Here is a 15,464-nt window from a genome sequence, read left to right as displayed (position 1 = left end):
TGGATAGTGGGCGGGCGGCCCAAAAACCGCGTCATTCTGCGGGTTTTCTACAGTCGATAGAAGTGTAAGGTTACTCACTTAACAGGTAGTGTGTAGCTGGCGGGACTCCTCAAAGGGCTAAAGTTCCGAGAGGACCTTACGCAATGTGACCGGCTTCAATCCTGGTTGTTACCGCGTACTTTCCGCAGCTGGCTATCGCGGTCATCGCGGTTCCCGGCTGAACAGAAAACTACTTCGACGTAGAAGGACACTAAACCGTGGACCTGTTTGAATATCAGGCGCGCGATATGTTCGAAGCGCACGGTGTACCCGTGCTCGCCGGCATCGTGGCGCACACTCCTGAAGAAGCAAAGGCAGCTGCCGAGAAGATCGGCGGCGTAACTGTCGTCAAGGCACAGGTTAAGGTTGGTGGCCGCGGCAAGGCTGGCGGCGTCAAGGTTGCCAAGACTGCCGAAGAGGCACTTGAGCACTCCACCAACATCCTGGGCATGGACATCAAGGGCCACACCGTCAACAAGGTGATGATCGCCCAAGGTGCTGACATTGCCGAAGAGTTCTACTTCTCGGTCCTCCTGGACCGCGCCAACCGCAACTACCTGGCCATGTGCTCGGTTGAGGGCGGCATGGAGATCGAACAGCTTGCCGTGGAGCGTCCCGAGGCCCTGGCCAAGATCGCCATCGACCCCGCAGTGGGCATCGACCAGGCCAAGGCTGACGAGATCGTCGCAGCTGCAGGTTTCGCTGAAGAACTGCGCGGCAAAGTGGCCGACGTCATTCTGAAGCTCTGGGACGTCTTCAAGAAGGAAGACGCAACCCTGGTTGAGGTCAACCCGCTGGTCCGCACCGGCGCCGGCGAGATCGTTGCCCTCGACGGCAAGGTCTCCCTGGATGAGAACGCTGACTTCCGCCACGTGCACCACGCGCACCTGGAAGACAAGGATGCAGCTGACCCGCTGGAGGCCAAGGCCAAGGCCCAGGACCTCAACTACGTCAAGCTGGACGGCGAAGTAGGCATCATCGGCAACGGCGCCGGTCTTGTGATGTCCACCCTCGACGTCGTTGCATACGCCGGCGAGAACCACGGCAACGTCAAGCCCGCCAACTTCCTGGACATCGGCGGTGGAGCTTCCGCCGAGGTCATGGCCAACGGCCTCGACGTCATCTTGGGCGACTCCCAGGTCAAGAGCGTGTTCGTGAACGTCTTCGGTGGCATCACCGCCTGTGACGCCGTTGCCAAGGGCATCGTCGGCGCACTGGCTGAGCTGGGTTCCTCCGCGAACAAGCCGCTGGTAGTTCGCCTCGACGGCAACAACGTTGAGGAAGGCCGCCGCATCCTGACCGAGGCCAACCACCCGCTGGTTACCCTGGCCGCCACCATGGACGAGGGCGCCGACAAGGCCGCCGAGCTCGCCAACGCAGCTAAGTAAAGGGACGCGACAATGTCTATCTACCTCAACAAGGACTCCAAAGTCATCGTTCAGGGCATCACCGGCGGCGAGGGCACCAAGCACACCGCCCTCATGCTCAAGGCCGGCACCAACATTGTTGGTGGCGTCAACGCCCGCAAGGCCGGCACCACGGTCCTGCACGGCGATAAGGAAATCAACGTCTTCGGCACCGTCAAGGAAGCCATCGCTGAAACCGGCGCTGACGTCTCCATCGTCTTCGTACCCCCGGCATTCACCAAGGACGCCGTAGTTGAAGCCATCGAAGCCGGCATCGGCCTGGTAGTTGTCATCACCGAAGGCGTTCCTGTTCAGGACTCCGCCGAATTCTGGGCTCTCGCCCAGTCCAAGGTTGACGCTGACGGCAAGCAGATCACCCGCATCATCGGACCGAACTGCCCCGGCATCATCACCCCCGGCGAAGCACTGGTTGGTATCACCCCGGCGAACATCACGGGCAAGGGCCCCATCGGCCTGGTGTCCAAGTCCGGTACCTTGACCTACCAGATGATGTACGAACTCCGCGACCTCGGCTTCTCCACCGCGATCGGCATCGGTGGCGACCCCATCATCGGCACCACGCACATCGACGCCCTGGCTGCGTTCGAGGCTGATCCGGAGACCAAGGCAATCGTCATGATCGGCGAAATCGGTGGCGACGCTGAAGAGCGCGCAGCCGACTTCATCAAGGCCAACGTCACCAAGCCGGTTGTTGGCTACGTTGCAGGCTTCACCGCTCCGGAGGGCAAGACCATGGGCCACGCAGGCGCCATCGTCTCCGGCTCTGCAGGAACGGCACAGGCCAAGAAGGAAGCTCTCGAAGCTGCAGGCGTGAAGGTCGGCAAGACGCCGTCCGAAACCGCCACGCTGCTGCGCGAAGTTTACGCAACGCTCTAGGTTCTACAGCTAACTCACGACGACGGCCCGGCGCCTTCCCTACGGAAGGTGACGGGCCGTCGTCGTGCTCTAAGTAGCTGACGCGAGCCGAAGAGTCTGGGGGAAAACTCCGACCCGCGCCAGGTCCGTGGGGGCTGGCTAGGCGATGATCTTCATGGCCTGCCAACCGGTGCCGAGGCTGATGGGCGGCACAGTGCTGAACGCTCCACTGCCTGTGCCCGGGTACAGCCACAGGGTGTCGCCGATGCGGCCTACGACGTCATTGCTGCCATCGCCGTTGAGGTCGCGGGGCCCGGCTATCGATGTTCGGTTGTCCCAACCCGTTGAGATTTGCTTCCACTGGAGCCATCCGCGGGTTCCGTTTCCGGGGTAGAGCCAGAGTGCACCCGTGTCCGAACGGCGCGCCAGCACATCTGCCTTTCCATCTCCATTAAAGTCCCCCGTGCTCAGAATTGCATTCATCACATTCCACCCGGATCCAATGGTGGTGGGAGTCCGCTGGCCGCCGGTTCCGTTGCCTTCGTAGAGCCGCAGCTCCCCGGAGCTCAGCCGCCCAATGAAGTCCGGAATACCGTCGCCGCTGAAGTCGCCGGGAGAGAACAGCTGGCTCATGGTGCTCCAGCCGGTGCTGACCTGTACCCGGGCTCCGAAACTGCCGGCACCGTTGCCCGGGTAGAACCACACGACGTCTCCGGCGCGGGCCAGGAGGTCATTCTTGCCGTCCCTGTTGAAGTCGCCGGGGGTGATGGTTTCGTTGACGGTGGACCACGCCGGTGCCGCCAGGGCCACCTGGCGTCCCGATAGCCCGCCCGCACCGTCACCGGGGTACAAGTACAGATTTCCAGCGGTATCGGAGGCTAGGACATCGGCTTTGCCGTCACCGTTGAAGTCATGGGCCGACGGCGGTCCGGCTGCGGGCACGGTGTACGTCTGGTTGCCCACGGCTGAGGCGTTACCGGCAGTGTCCACCCCGATGTACTTCAGGTTCAGGGTTGAGGTGCCCATGAGAATCGGGGCCGAGTATTTGATGTTCGTTGCCGATTCCACCGCAGTGGGTGTGCTGCCATCGGTGGTGTAGTAGATGGCAGCCCCCGGCTCATTTGCGGTCAGGGTGATGGTTGCCCCGCTGGCCAGTGCCCGGCTGGTGGGGTTGGCTGTGACCACGGGGGCTGTGGTGTCCGGCGGCACCGTGTACGTCTGGGTGACGACGTCGGAGACGTTTCCGGCAGGATCCGTGGCGGAGTACTTCAGTGTCATCGGGCCCGGGCCGTCGAAGGTGATCGGTGCCGAGTACACCACGCCGGCGACCAAGGGGTCGGTACCGTCTTTGGTGTATTTGATGACCGAATTCGCTTCATTGACCGTGAGGGTGATGGTGGTGCCGGGAGCGTACGCGCCGCCGGCAGGGTTGGCCGTGACCACGGGCTTGGTGACGTCAGGGCCTGTGGAATAGACTTGGGTGACCACTGCGGATGGGTTGTTCGCGGTGTCTACAGCGAAGTACTTCAGGGTCAGCGGCCCGTTCACCGTGAGGGGGGTGGCGTATCTGCTGCTGGCCGTGGTGGGTGTGGACCCGTCCACGGTGTAGTAGATGGTGGCCGGCTCGTTCACGGCAAGCGTGACCTTCTGTCCGACGTCGTACGTGCCGCCTGCCGGTGTGGCTGTGACCACGGGGGCAACAACATCGGCGGTGATATGCGCTTCGAATTCGGCCAGGCCCACGTTGGTGGTGGTACCGCTGACGGAGCTGATGTTGAAGCGTACGGAGCTGACGGTCCTGGCAGGAAAGTTGGTAGTCAATCCTGAGCCGTTGTTGGGCAGGGCCGCAACCGGGACGGTGGTGCCGTCAGAAAATGTGAGATTGCCGCCGGTGACGTGGTCGCTGGGCAAGGGACGGTCAAAGAGTGTCACTGCGTTGATGGTCCGGGCAGGGGAGAAGTTGTACTGGATCCAGCTACCAGCCTTGCCCCCGTTAGTGACCCACTCGCGGTTGGCATCCATGGGAGTGCCCCAGGCATATCCATCCCGCGCCTTCTCCGGACTTTGTGCGGAGGCCTTTTGGGAGGACGCTGACACCGTGGTTCCCGCCGATTTTGCTGCGTTTCCGGTCCACTCGATCGACGTGATGTACTGCCGCTTGAGCCAGTCGCTGTAAGGGGTGTCCGGGCAAACGGCACCGCAGAGGTACTCATCAAACTCAGCGAAGCGCCTGAAAGTGTTGACCTTGCTGGTCAATTCGGCCCCTGTGACGTTCTGTGCGTACTCGTCAATCACGTACGCGTCGTAGGCGGAGGAAGTATGTGGTCCCGTGTAGGCGCGGGTGGCCAGCTGACCGAACTTGGCCGCAGCCCAATGGTCGCTGTGGTCATACGGGGTGGTGAAGTTGCCGGTCCAGTCCTGGGTCCGAAACGTGGTGGGCTTGTAGTTGGCCACGAGCCGGTTCAACACGCTCTGGAGTTGGGCTTTTGTGTACGTGGCAGATCCATCAACGGGGCGGATGGTGGAGATGCGGCCGTCCCACAGTTTGAGGATGCTCTGGCCGTTGTAACGGCTGCTGCCATTGCCATTGGGGAAGCCATCCGGAAGCCGCAGGAAAACCACTGAAATATTCGGGGCGGCATTGAGCGTGTGAACGGTCAGTGGCCGCTCAGGAACACCGGCGTCAGAAGCCGTCCAGGCGTTGGCTACCCCGGCCATCAGGGCATAACTCGACCGGATGCCGTCCTCCAGGCCACCCCAATAGGACTGCCCTTCACCGGCTTCCCCCGCTGTGATGTAGACGGTCTGGACGCAGCGTTTGGCTTGGATGTCCCGCATGAAGTCCGGGCTGATGAAGATCAGGTCATCGTCGGTGTGCGCCACGATCATGTGGGCACCGCCTGTACCCGGACAGGGCGGTACTGCCGCCGAGGCGGGCATAGCCAGTCCGAACACCAGGGAGGAAAGGGCAACAGAAAGGCCCAGCAGGAATCCAAGGATTCGCCGGGCAAAGGTACGGGTGCTGACGAGTGGTAGTCGAGTATGACGACGAACGTATTTTGGACGGTCCACAACCATGCTCCTTGAGCAGATGTTGGGCCCCCCAGCCGGCAAACTTACGACGCCCCCAGGACGCCATGTCGGATTGAGTTATTCACCGCCCCACGGGTTCCCCGCGTGAAAACGATGCAGTGAGCGCTACTGTACTCCCGCTGATGGGCCGTGGGTAGGGTTCCGGCAAACTTCCATGCCAGCACTACGCTGAAACCATGAATCGCTCCGGATCCTTGAACCCGAGTCCCCGCACACTGGACGTCGAAAGTGTGGCCCACTTCAGCCACCTGGTCAGTGCAGGAGCCGGGTCCATGCACGGCTGGCACGCTCAGTCGCTGGACCTGCGAGGCCACGCACGGGACCTCAAAGCTTTGGACCCTGAAGGTGCGATCTTCCTGGGCTGCACCTTTGATGACGGGGTGGAGGAAAGCCTCCGACGGCGGGGAGCGCTCATCTTTCCCAAGCTTCACAATGTGCCGTTCAACCCCTACCGAAGCGGGGTCTACACAGCCGGGGAACTATACGCGGACATTTCCTCCACGGAATACGAGTCCACCCTGGACGCCCGCGTTTACCAATGGAGCATCCTGCCCGGGCGACGAGGCAGCCTGGACGCCACCCTCGCCGCAGCCCTGCACGATCACGCAATCGGCGATGCCTTGGACGAGTTGCTGGAGCACGGCGCGCTCTCCGGCACCAGGGTGGTGGGCGTCATGGGCGGTCACGCGGCGCAGCGGGGGACCAAGGAATTCGCCGACGCCGCGCATCTGGGATGGTTGCTGGCCCAAGCCGGCTTTACAGTAGCTACGGGCGGTGGCCCCGGCGCCATGGAAGCGGCCAACCTTGGGGCTTACTTGAGCAGAGTCCCCGACACCGACTTCACCGCCGCGCTTGAGGTCCTCGCTGCGGTGCCGGGATTCAGGCCCTCGGTGACAGCTTGGGCGCGGCAAGCAGCCGCCGTCGTCGAACGCTATCCGGACGGTACCCCAACGCTCGGTATTCCCACATGGTTCTACGGCCACGAGCCGCCCAATCTTTTCTCCACCCACATCGCCAAGTACTTCGCCAACGCTATCCGCGAGGCCATCCTGTTGGAGCTCTGCGACGGCGGCATTGTGTTCCTGCCGGGCGCGGCCGGAACGGTACAGGAGATCTTCCAGGACGCGTGCGAGAACTACTACGGAGCCCCTGAGACCATTACGCCCATGGTGCTGGTGGGACGCGAACACTGGGAACGGACATTTCCCGCCTGGCCCATGGTGCAGAGCCTCGCGGCCGGGAAACCGATGGCGGAGAAGATCTTCCTGGTGGACACGGTGGAGGAGGCCTTGGCGGTGCTTGCCCCGTAGGACCTCAGAAATCCTTGCTGCAAGGTCCCCTGCCCAGCTGGGCCAAGCCGGTGAGGTCGCCGGCAGCGTACCCGCGCACCCAGGAAGCTTGATCGAACATGAGCTGCCGGGGATCGTCCACATGGTCCAGGCCCAGGAGATGACCGAGCTCGTGCATGATCACAGCTACGCCGATCTCCTCCCCGTTGGGAGCGTTCACGATCTCAGCGAACTGGGGAGCATCCAAGGACACCGTCCCGGTGACGTACGCCTTGTAGCCGTCGCTGAGGCCAATGGAAGAACTCCCGCCAAGCCCCACAGTCTGCCCGGTCAGGCGTGGCACCTGCTCCGGGGTGGTCCACGCAATGAGGACCGGTGCCCAGCGGTCCCCGTACCTTTCCGGCTGGTATCCGGACCTGGTGGGGGAGGGAACTTCGGAACTGGGGCCGTCATAGACGAACCTCAGTCCCGTAGCTGAACTGGCCTGCTCCACTGCCTCCACCACCAAAGGCTGCCACGAGGCCGGCGCGAGGTCCGAATTAACCACGTAGTGGATAGGCCTGCACGGCGAATAGGCCAGCGGGGTTCCGTCTTCTTTGACGGCCAGGAACTTATATGAGGAACTGGTGCGGTTCAGCGGGGCTGGTGTCCCCAGCGGCGCGTCCGCTTCTTCGAGTCCCGGGACGGGGTCCTGGCGTTGGCCGAAAGGAACCAATCCGGGCCGGGGAGCCTGGCTTTGCGTTGCGGACGGGCCATACAGGAACTGACGGAGTTCGCCGCTGAAGTAGGCTCCCGCGCACACCAGCGCCAGGACGCTGATGAGGAACATGATGGCCGCGATGCTGCTGTGCTTGATGGGCGGCCTGATCTGCGGAGGGTCCGGCGGGCGCTGGGAGTGCGGGAGGTATTTCGGGCGAGGGGGATCGGGGTCCGGCCACTGGGGCGACCCGTAAGGTTCCATGGAACCCCCTGACGTGGAGGCCGCGACGGGAGGTGGGGCGCCGCCGTCGACCGTAGTGGCCAGCATAAGTCCCACTCCGCCGGGAGTCCATGGCGGGAGTCAACGCCGCGAATGCTTGAAGCGCGAAGCCGCTCAGATGTCCTTGCGGCAAGGCGCCGAGGCAAGAAGATGCAGGCCGTTCAGGTCTCCCGCCGCGAGTCCGTCGGGAGCCCCGATCTCCGGATACATGAGTTGGATGGGATCATCCACGTGATCCAGGCCCATCACGTGGCCCAGTTCGTGCTGCATGACTGCCAGGACGTAGTCGGCCCCGCCGGGGCTGGCAAGCAGTTCCGTGACCTGCGGGGTATCCAGCTCCAAGCTCCCCGTGATGTAACTTTTGGGGCCCTTATTGAGGGAGTACATGGTGCTGCCTCCGGTCCCGATGACGTTATCCGCCAGCGCCGGGGCCTCCACCGGGGTGGTCCACGAGATCAGCAAGGGAGCCCACCGGTCACCGTATTTGGACGGCTGGTAGGGCTCGCGCCGGTCCACGGGCAACTCGTCCGTGGTGCCGTCGTCAATGAACTGAATGCCCGACGCCGCAGAAATATTGGCCAGGGCGGTGGCCAGCAGGGCATCGGAGCCAACAGGTGCGGTGGCGTTGTTCACAACGTAATGAAGCGGGCGGCACGGCGAATAACCTACGGGTGTGCCGTCGTCGTTGGTGGCCAGGAACTTGTATGAGTCGTTGGTGGTGCCGGGGGCTGACGGGGAGGCCAGCGGGGCATCCGCCTCCTCAAGCCCCGGGGGTGGCGCGTCAGGGGCACGCCCCGGTTCTGCAACGCCCGGTCCCTTTTGCGGGGCACCCGGAACGCTGACACCCGGGAACAGTGCGGTGATGCGGGGATCACCCTGCAGATATCCACTCACCAGAACAGCGACGATTGCGGCAATTCCGGCCATGAGGACACCGCGGAGAACCCGCACAGCTGTTGAACTGCGTCGGTGTTTTGGCGCACGTGTTGCTTCCCGCTCCGGGTCCACGGTTCTCCGTTCATGATGCCCTGGATCACGCGGGGCAGCGCGGAGGACGAACCAACATTACGTTCTGCGGGCCGAGCCGTCCAAACTTAGATGATGGTTGCCCCGAACACCAGGCCCAGCCCATAGGTTGCAGCTGCCGCTCCCAGGCCGATGGCCAGCTGACGCAGCCCGCGGCTCAGCGGCGAGGTTCCGGACAGCAAGCCGACGACGGCGCCCGTGGCCAGGAGCGCGATGCCCACCAGGACCCCGGCCACCATCAGGGCTGCAAGGCCCGTCATGCCGAAGATGAAGGGCAGGATGGGCACTATTGCACCTGAGGCGAAGAAGCAGAAGCTGGACAATGCCGCGCCCCATGCGGAGCCTACGGACTCGTGCTCGTCCGCCGGCGGTTTTTCCGGTTGCAAGGACAGGCTCGGATCGCAGTCGCAGCTGAACAAACCCATGCGCTCGGCCGCGCGGTGCTCCGCAGCTTCACGGGTCATGCCCCTGGCAAGGTACACCAGGACCAGTTCGTTGTGCTCAATATCCAACGAAGGCGCGGCAGTCAGTGTTGCCTGCGTGGGAAGCGTGGCGTTAAGGAGTTCGCGCTGGGAACGGACCGAGACATATTCGCCCGCGCCCATGGACAGCGCACCGGCCAACAAGCCTGCCACGCCACTCATCAGGACTACAGGGCTGGGTACACCGGTTGCTGCCATGCCCATCACCAACGAGAGGTTGCTGACCAGTCCGTCATTGGCGCCAAAGACTGCGGCGCGGAAGGTTCCGGAGAGCCTGTTGCGTCCGCGCGTGGCCAGGCCCCGGACAACTTCCTCGTGGATTTGTTCATCGGCAACCATGGCAGGCGTTGCTGCAGGCTCGGTGCCGTAGGGGGAACGGCCCTCGGCGCGTTGGGCCAACGCCAGCACAAAGACCGAGCCGAAATTACGGGCAAGGAATCCCAGGAACTGGCTCCGGGCGGACGCTGCCTTGGGCATTCCGGCGTGCTCGCCAAGGAGCTTGAGCCAGTGTGCTTCGTGGCGGCCTTCAGCTTCGGCCAAGGCGAGCAGGATTTGGCGCTCCTCGCCGTCACGCCGCTGGGCAAGTTCGCGGTACACGGCGGCTTCGGCACGCTCATCGGCCAGGTACTGGCGCCACCGGCGGATGTCCGCGTTCGACGGAAGCGCGGCTGCTGATTCGGGGGCTGCTGAGTCGGGGGTGGGGTCCGGAGCGGGGCTCGACGAACTGTGGGATTCCTGGTGCATCTGCACTACGTCTCCTGTGCTGGGCACTTGTCTCCTGTGCTGGGTGGGGTAGTTGCGCCCCTTTGCACGCCCCACACTACCGCTTATCCGCGCGGATTTTTGGCCGGTATTCCTTAACTGGAATGTTCGGTGCACCGTAATTTCCTTCCGCTCCTTGACCCTTGTTTGCGCCGGTGCTCAGATGGAAGGACACCGGCCAACCGGCCCACGAGACGGAGGTTGCACCATGAACACCACCGAATCACACGCCAACCACCCGGAACGGGCAACCATCGAGTCCGACCCGGCCTACGACTACGCCGAAGACCAGGAAGTGGACCAGCCCTGGGTTGAGGAAGTAGACGCCCCCGAGGACGACGAACGCGTGGTCCCCATCGACGAAACCGAAGAATTCCGCGAGGAGGACGAGGAACTCTAGGCCGGGTGGTCGCAGCTCAGCGTGAAGTGACGTTGGAGGCCTGCCCGCTTCCCGACGGCGGCAACAGTCACCGTCACCGTCTTTGACGCCTCACACCAGCGCGTTGGGCGGATGGCTTGGGCCAACGCCTGCGCGATCAACTGCGGCTGGGGATGCCTGAAGCGCCCGGTCCGGTCCTTTGTCGTGATGGTCACCATGCCTGTGAAGAGGTCGACGGCGGGAATCACCGGGACCGTGGGTGTGGCCGTTTCCGCCGGGGTTTCGGGTGTCTTCGTTGCGCGGCCCGTTCTGCGCCCTTTGTTCGCGCCTTATCGTGCAGAGCGGGCCACGCAACGCCTCCTCCGGGACGCAACAACGGCGACGCCGCCCCGGAAAGGGGAGGCGCCGCCGTCGAACTTTGCTTGTTTCTTTGTACCTGCCTACGAGGCGGGCGTGGTGACCTCTTCCTCTGCCACGCGTGTGCCCGCAACGCGGTCGGTCCAAGCCTTCATGACTGCCGGATCGGTGGGCTTGCTGGCGAGCGAAACCACCACATAGACCAGTGCCGAGGCGATCAGGCCATAGTAGATGGGCTCGTTGGCGTAGATGCCGTCCAGGGGAACTTCGGCGTTGATCTCGAGGATGATCATGGTGCCCAGGGTTACCACTGAACCGGCCGCCATGGACCATGCTGCAGCGATGCCCGTTCCGTGCTTCCACACCAGGCCACCGATGATGGCTACCAGCAGGCCGCCCACAAGGATGTCGTAGGCGATGGTCAGAGCGGCCACTACGTCCTTGGTGGAGATGGCGATGATGATGGCCACGATTCCCAGTCCGAGGACCCAGTAGCGGTTGGCCTTGACGTCGTGCTCAGGGTTGTCGGAATCGGAGGTGTCCACCTTCTTGCCGAACCAGCTGGCAACAAAAGGCATGACGTCTGCGCGGGCAACGGTGGCGGCAGCGATCAGCGCGCCGGAAGCCGTGGACATCATGGCTGCGACAGCTGCAGCGAGCACCAGTCCACCGATGCCGATGGGCAGCAGGCGGGTGGCAACTTCAGCGTAGACGTCATCCTTGGCGGCGATCTCCACACCGGAGAGGGCAACGCTGGCAGCCATGCCGATCAGGGCACCGGCAAAGCCGTAAAGGATGCAGTAGATGCCGGCGGTGGCCCCACCCCAGCGGGCAACCGTGGGGGTCTTGGCCGTAAAGACGCGCTGCCAGATGTCCTGGCCGATCAGCAGGCCCAGTGTGTAAACGACGAAGTAGGTGATGATCGTTTGGAGGCCGATGCCGCCGATATCGAAGAAGCTCTCATCGACGCGGGCGCGGATGCCGTCCAGGCCGCCAGCAGCGTTCAGGGCGAAGGGGAGCATCAGGAAGAAGATGCCCACCGTCTTGATGACGAACTGGACCTGGTCTGCCAAAGTGATGGACCACATGCCGCCGATGGTGGAGTAGACCAGGACAATTGCGCCGCCGATGGCGATGGCCAGCCAACGCTCCCAGCCGAAGAGGACCACGAAAATGGTGGCGTAGGCGCCGGTGGACGTGGCACACAGCATCAGTGTGTAGGCCAGCATGACGATGCCCGAGGTCTGGGTTGCGGTGCTGCCGTAACGGAGGGTCAGCATCTGGGAGACCGTGTAGATCTTGAGTTTCTGGATGGTCCCGGCGAACAGGAGGCTGAGCAGCAGCACACCCGAGCCGATGGCCACAACAAGCCACATGCCGGAGATGCCGAACTTGTAGCCCAGGCCGACGCCGCCCACGGTGGATGCGCCACCGAGGACCACTGCGGCCATGGTGCCGGTGTAAAGGAAGGGGCCCAGGCGGCGGCCTGCCACCAGGAAGTCGCTGTTGTTCTTGGTGCGGGACTTGCCCCACCAGCCGAATGCCAGCATGGCGAGCAGGTACGCCACCACGATTGCGATGTTTATAGCCGATGATTCCATGAACGGTCCTTGGAGCTGATGCACTGAGGTTGGGGTTTTCGACGATACTCCTGCGAAGAGTCGAAGTCTCTGTGCTGATGATTGGAGATTGGGGAGGTGTTGTGTGCCTCACAGGCAACACTTGTTGCCTCTGAGGATATGTTGTGATGGGAGTAACAGTCAAGATCCTTTGGTCATGCTTCCGCGTATTCTGGCGTTCTTGGCCTGTCTCCCGGCTACTATTGCTCCAATGACAGGGCCACATGACAGGCCTGAAAGGTTCGTGAATGAAGGCTCTACCCGTTGAACCGAGCAATGTTCCCGTTGCCATCGGTTCCAGAATCCGCGCAGCCCGGCAAGCGCAGCGCCTCACCATCGAGCAAGTGGCGGACGCTACCGGTCTGACCAAGGGCTTCCTCAGCCGGGTGGAGCGGGACCTGACATCGCCGTCGGTTGCCTCGCTGGTCACTCTGTGCCAAGTGCTGTCCGTCTCCGTGGGCGACCTCTTCGCAGCTCCGGAGACACACCTGACCAAGCGCGACGACGGCCCCCGCATTTCCCTGGGCGGCCAGGGCATCGTGGAGCGTCTATTGACCGCCCGCTCCGAGCGTCGCTTACAGATCCTGCAGGCAACCATCGAGCCACGTGGCCGCGGCGAAAACGAGCTCTACGCCGTGGACTGCGACGTCGATGTCCTGCACGTGGTCAAGGGACGGATCAAGCTCATCCTCACCAACGAGGAGTACGACCTCGAAGAAGGGGACACTCTCTCCTTCCCGGGCCGGGAACCCCACACTTGGATCAACCCCACGGACGAGACCGTTGAGGTGCTGTGGGTCCTGGTGCCGGCGGCGAGCCGCTAGCTTCACTCCCTGCGCTCCCTCCCAGATCTCCGCACAGGCTAAGCGGAGCGCGCGAAATCCGGGGAGGAGCGCAGCCTGCGAGGGGACCAACCGGGGAGGAGCGCAGCCTGCGAGGGGACCAACCGGGGAGGAGCGCGCGGGTCCGGGGTTAGCCCACGTGCACCCACGGGCGTCGGGTGATGTCAGGCTCGGCCTCCCGAAGTACCTCGCGGGTCACCGGGGCGATCTCTCCTTCGCCGAAGAACAGGAACTTGCTGAGGTTGGAGATCGGATTGCCCTCGGTCCAGCGGAAGTAGATATGGGGCATGAATCCTGTGACGTCGCGGATGTGGAGGAGTACTGCGGCCACGGTGTTGGGCACGTTGTTGCTGTGCACCTCCAGGATCTTGAACCCGTGCCGGACCTTGCCCACCACTTGGAGCTCCTGCTCAAAGTCGGAGCTGTCGTCCACAATGACCTCAATGAAGACGGCGTCGCAGTCAACGGGCAGGTGACTTGCCTGCTGGGCGTGCTGGAGCTTCTCCCTGTATCGGCTTGCGCTGAGGTGTTTGGGTTCGTGGGCGATGATGCGGACGGGACCCTCGGCGGCGTTGGCCGTGAATTCGAGGGCTTTCTCGTCCATCTTGATGTGAGTGGCCCGAAGTTCGAACGCGCGCCGCATGCGGGATATGAAGCTAACTACCATGATGCCCAGAATGAAGAGGGCGGCGATCTTCAGGCCGTCGGGGCGCTCGATCGAGTTGACTACGGTGGTGTAGACGAAGACGAGGGAGATCAGACCAAAGCCGATGACCTGTGCCCGCTGCTTCTTCCGCCGTGCAGACAGTGTGACGGCAATGGAGGCCGAAGTTATCAGGACCAGCACACCAGTGGCGTAGGCGCCACCTTGGGCGTTGACGTCCGCCTTGAAGATGATGGTGACAAAGAAGGCGATGACAGTGAACACCAGGACCAGCGGGCGGAGGGCGCGTGCCCATGCCGGCGCCATGCCATAGCGGGGCAGGTAACGGGGGACGAGGTTCAAGAGCCCGGCCATGGCTGACGCGCCTGCGAACCAGAGGATGGCGATGGTGCTGACGTCATAGACGGTTCCGAAGCCGTCTCCTAGGAATTTGTGCGCAAGGTAAGCGAGAGCGCGGCCTTCGGCTTTACCGCCGTCCTGGAATTCGGCGGCGGGGATCAGCATGACGGTGGTGAAGCTGGAGGTGATGAGGAATGAGCTCATGATGATGGCCGCGGTGGTGAGGAGCTTGTGCGCACCCTTGATCCGGCCAGTGGGCTTGGCATCGGTGTCTGTTGCGTGGCCCTTGATTTGAGGCATGACGGCAACTCCGGTTTCGAATCCGGAAAGTCCAAGCGCCAGGCGGGGAAAGACCAGAAGTGCCAGGGCGATCATCATGATGGGGTCGCCATGGGACGTGGTGAGCGCACTCCACCAGTCGGTGATGACGCCGGCTTCGGTAAAGAGATGAGTCATGGACACCACGATCACCACAAGGTTCAGCGCGAGGAATGCTGCCACCAGCACCACGGCCACGTTGATGGCTTCTTTGAATCCGCGGAGGAAGACGACGCCCAGGCCGGCGATCAAAGCCAAGGTGATGACTACTTGCTGGCCTTCGAGGAAATGCGGCGCGAAAGGGTTCTCGATGAGGTGGGCTGTGGCGTCGGCGGCGGACAGCGTGATGGTGATCATGAAGTCGGTCGCAGCAAAACCAAGAAGGGCCAGGACGAACAGCTTGCCTCCCCATCGCGGTAGCAGGCGCTCCAGCATGGCGATGGATCCTTCGCCGCGGGGGCTTTCCTTCGCAACGCGCCGGTATACGGGGAGGGCGCCGGCCAGGGTTGCGAGCACCAGGAGCAGGGTGGCCAGCGGGGACAACAGCCCGGCGGCCAGGGCGGCGATGGCTGGCTGGTAGCCAAGGGTGGAGAAGTAGTCCAGGCCCGTGAGGCACATGACTTTCCACCAGGCTTGGGGCTTGTGCGAGTCCGCAGGGCGTCCGTGGGGTCCCTGCCGCTTCCCTGAGGTATCCGGCATTCCCTCCAGTAGCCATGGCTTGAGCTTTAAGGAGTTCTTTGGCCGATTGGCCGGATCGGCCGGAGGCCTCGACAGGGTGGTCACGGTGTCCTTTCGTGCAGCAGTGTGCTGCTTCCGCTAGGAGCGTATGGCCGCGTTCGACGTCGGGACCCCGGTTTTTATGGAATCTTAACGCCCGCTGTGACGGGCATCTCATGACGCACGCCCGGTAAGCCAATTTGTAAACATGTGATGCTTATTAGACAACTTTGAGTGTATGATGGGTGTCACAGACGCTGACTTATCTCGAAGGAGA

Annotated in this window: 12 protein-coding genes; 5 read left to right on the top strand and 7 right to left on the bottom strand. The window is 63.1% G+C overall.

What is annotated here, in order from left to right; genetic code table 11:
• Positions 1-257: 257 nt before the first annotated feature.
• Both sucC and sucD read left to right on the top strand, forming a co-directional pair.
• Positions 258-1,427, top strand: coding sequence for an ADP-forming succinate--CoA ligase subunit beta (gene sucC / locus MOD31_RS15090; RefSeq protein ID WP_011773779.1), 1,170 nt, complete (start codon positions 258-260; stop codon positions 1,425-1,427).
• Between the two features lie 12 nt (positions 1,428-1,439).
• Positions 1,440-2,342 carry a succinate--CoA ligase subunit alpha gene (sucD, locus tag MOD31_RS15085; RefSeq protein WP_062070672.1) on the top strand — a complete coding sequence of 301 codons (903 nt, stop codon included), beginning with the start codon at positions 1,440-1,442 and terminating at the stop codon, positions 2,340-2,342.
• 138 nt (positions 2,343-2,480) lie between these two features.
• Here sucD and MOD31_RS15080 read toward each other — a convergent pair whose 3' ends face one another.
• Positions 2,481-5,399: a chitobiase/beta-hexosaminidase C-terminal domain-containing protein gene (locus MOD31_RS15080; RefSeq protein WP_250821019.1), complete on the bottom strand. Its 2,919-nt coding sequence runs from the start codon at positions 5,397-5,399 to the stop codon at positions 2,481-2,483.
• Positions 5,400-5,590: 191 nt separating this feature from the next.
• On the opposite strand from MOD31_RS15080, the gene MOD31_RS15075 reads away from it, so the two are divergent.
• Positions 5,591-6,724 (top strand): LOG family protein, encoded by a 1,134-nt coding sequence (locus tag MOD31_RS15075; RefSeq protein WP_250821018.1) that lies wholly within the window; start codon positions 5,591-5,593, stop codon positions 6,722-6,724.
• A 4-nt stretch (positions 6,725-6,728) separates the two neighbouring features.
• Here the strand turns inward: MOD31_RS15075 and MOD31_RS15070 are convergent, their stop codons facing one another.
• The 3 genes from MOD31_RS15070 to MOD31_RS15060 form a co-directional block, all read right to left on the bottom strand.
• The gene (locus MOD31_RS15070) at positions 6,729-7,730 is read right to left on the bottom strand and encodes a matrixin family metalloprotease (protein WP_142940055.1); all 1,002 of its coding nucleotides are present in this window, start codon (positions 7,728-7,730) and stop codon (positions 6,729-6,731) included.
• 66 nt (positions 7,731-7,796) lie between these two features.
• Positions 7,797-8,633, bottom strand: coding sequence for a matrixin family metalloprotease (locus MOD31_RS15065; protein WP_166841666.1), 837 nt, complete (start codon positions 8,631-8,633; stop codon positions 7,797-7,799).
• A gap of 143 nt (positions 8,634-8,776) precedes the next feature.
• Complete coding sequence (locus tag MOD31_RS15060) at positions 8,777-9,934, bottom strand: VIT1/CCC1 transporter family protein (RefSeq protein WP_223942602.1); 1,158 nt, start codon at positions 9,932-9,934, stop codon at positions 8,777-8,779.
• A 226-nt stretch (positions 9,935-10,160) separates the two neighbouring features.
• On the opposite strand from MOD31_RS15060, the gene MOD31_RS15055 reads away from it, so the two are divergent.
• The gene (locus MOD31_RS15055; protein WP_142940054.1) at positions 10,161-10,352 is read left to right on the top strand and encodes a hypothetical protein; all 192 of its coding nucleotides are present in this window, start codon (positions 10,161-10,163) and stop codon (positions 10,350-10,352) included.
• Here the strand turns inward: MOD31_RS15055 and MOD31_RS15050 are convergent.
• Positions 10,349-10,546, bottom strand: a complete 198-nt coding sequence (locus tag MOD31_RS15050) for a hypothetical protein (RefSeq protein ID WP_250821017.1) — start codon at positions 10,544-10,546, stop codon at positions 10,349-10,351. The two genes, MOD31_RS15055 and MOD31_RS15050, sit on opposite strands and share 4 nt — an antisense overlap.
• A 225-nt stretch (positions 10,547-10,771) precedes the next feature.
• A complete protein-coding gene (locus MOD31_RS15045; RefSeq protein WP_250821016.1) occupies positions 10,772-12,289 on the bottom strand; it encodes a sodium:solute symporter in 1,518 nt (505 codons plus the stop codon).
• Positions 12,290-12,555: 266 nt separating this feature from the next.
• Between MOD31_RS15045 and MOD31_RS15040 the strand changes: the two genes are divergently transcribed.
• Positions 12,556-13,131, top strand: coding sequence for a helix-turn-helix domain-containing protein (locus MOD31_RS15040; RefSeq protein ID WP_024819844.1), 576 nt, complete (start codon positions 12,556-12,558; stop codon positions 13,129-13,131).
• A gap of 148 nt (positions 13,132-13,279) precedes the next feature.
• Here MOD31_RS15040 and MOD31_RS15035 read toward each other — a convergent pair whose 3' ends face one another.
• Positions 13,280-15,253 carry an amino acid transporter gene (locus MOD31_RS15035; RefSeq protein ID WP_250821015.1) on the bottom strand — a complete coding sequence of 658 codons (1,974 nt, stop codon included), beginning with the start codon at positions 15,251-15,253 and terminating at the stop codon, positions 13,280-13,282.
• Positions 15,254-15,464 lie beyond the last annotated feature (211 nt).

Origin of the sequence: Paenarthrobacter sp. TYUT067, assembly GCF_023656375.1 — a bacterium.
In the GTDB taxonomy this organism is placed as follows: domain Bacteria; phylum Actinomycetota; class Actinomycetes; order Actinomycetales; family Micrococcaceae; genus Arthrobacter.
The sequence above is the reverse complement of the archived record's forward strand: the minus strand, read 5'-3'. Positions and strand labels throughout refer to the sequence as shown.

Excerpts from the sequence above, each read along its gene's own strand:
- sucD (WP_062070672.1), top strand. The coding sequence starts at position 1,440 with ATGTCTATCTACCTCAACAAGGACTCCAAAGTCATCGTTCAGGGCATC.
- MOD31_RS15045 (WP_250821016.1), bottom strand. The coding sequence starts at position 12,289 with ATGGAATCATCGGCTATAAACATCGCAATCGTGGTGGCGTACCTGCTC.
- MOD31_RS15070 (WP_142940055.1), bottom strand. The coding sequence starts at position 7,730 with ATGCTGGCCACTACGGTCGACGGCGGCGCCCCACCTCCCGTCGCGGCC.
- MOD31_RS15055 (WP_142940054.1), top strand. The coding sequence starts at position 10,161 with ATGAACACCACCGAATCACACGCCAACCACCCGGAACGGGCAACCATC.
- MOD31_RS15080 (WP_250821019.1), bottom strand. The coding sequence starts at position 5,399 with ATGGTTGTGGACCGTCCAAAATACGTTCGTCGTCATACTCGACTACCA.
- MOD31_RS15060 (WP_223942602.1), bottom strand. The coding sequence starts at position 9,934 with ATGCACCAGGAATCCCACAGTTCGTCGAGCCCCGCTCCGGACCCCACC.
- MOD31_RS15040 (WP_024819844.1), top strand. The coding sequence starts at position 12,556 with ATGAAGGCTCTACCCGTTGAACCGAGCAATGTTCCCGTTGCCATCGGT.
- MOD31_RS15075 (WP_250821018.1), top strand. The coding sequence starts at position 5,591 with ATGAATCGCTCCGGATCCTTGAACCCGAGTCCCCGCACACTGGACGTC.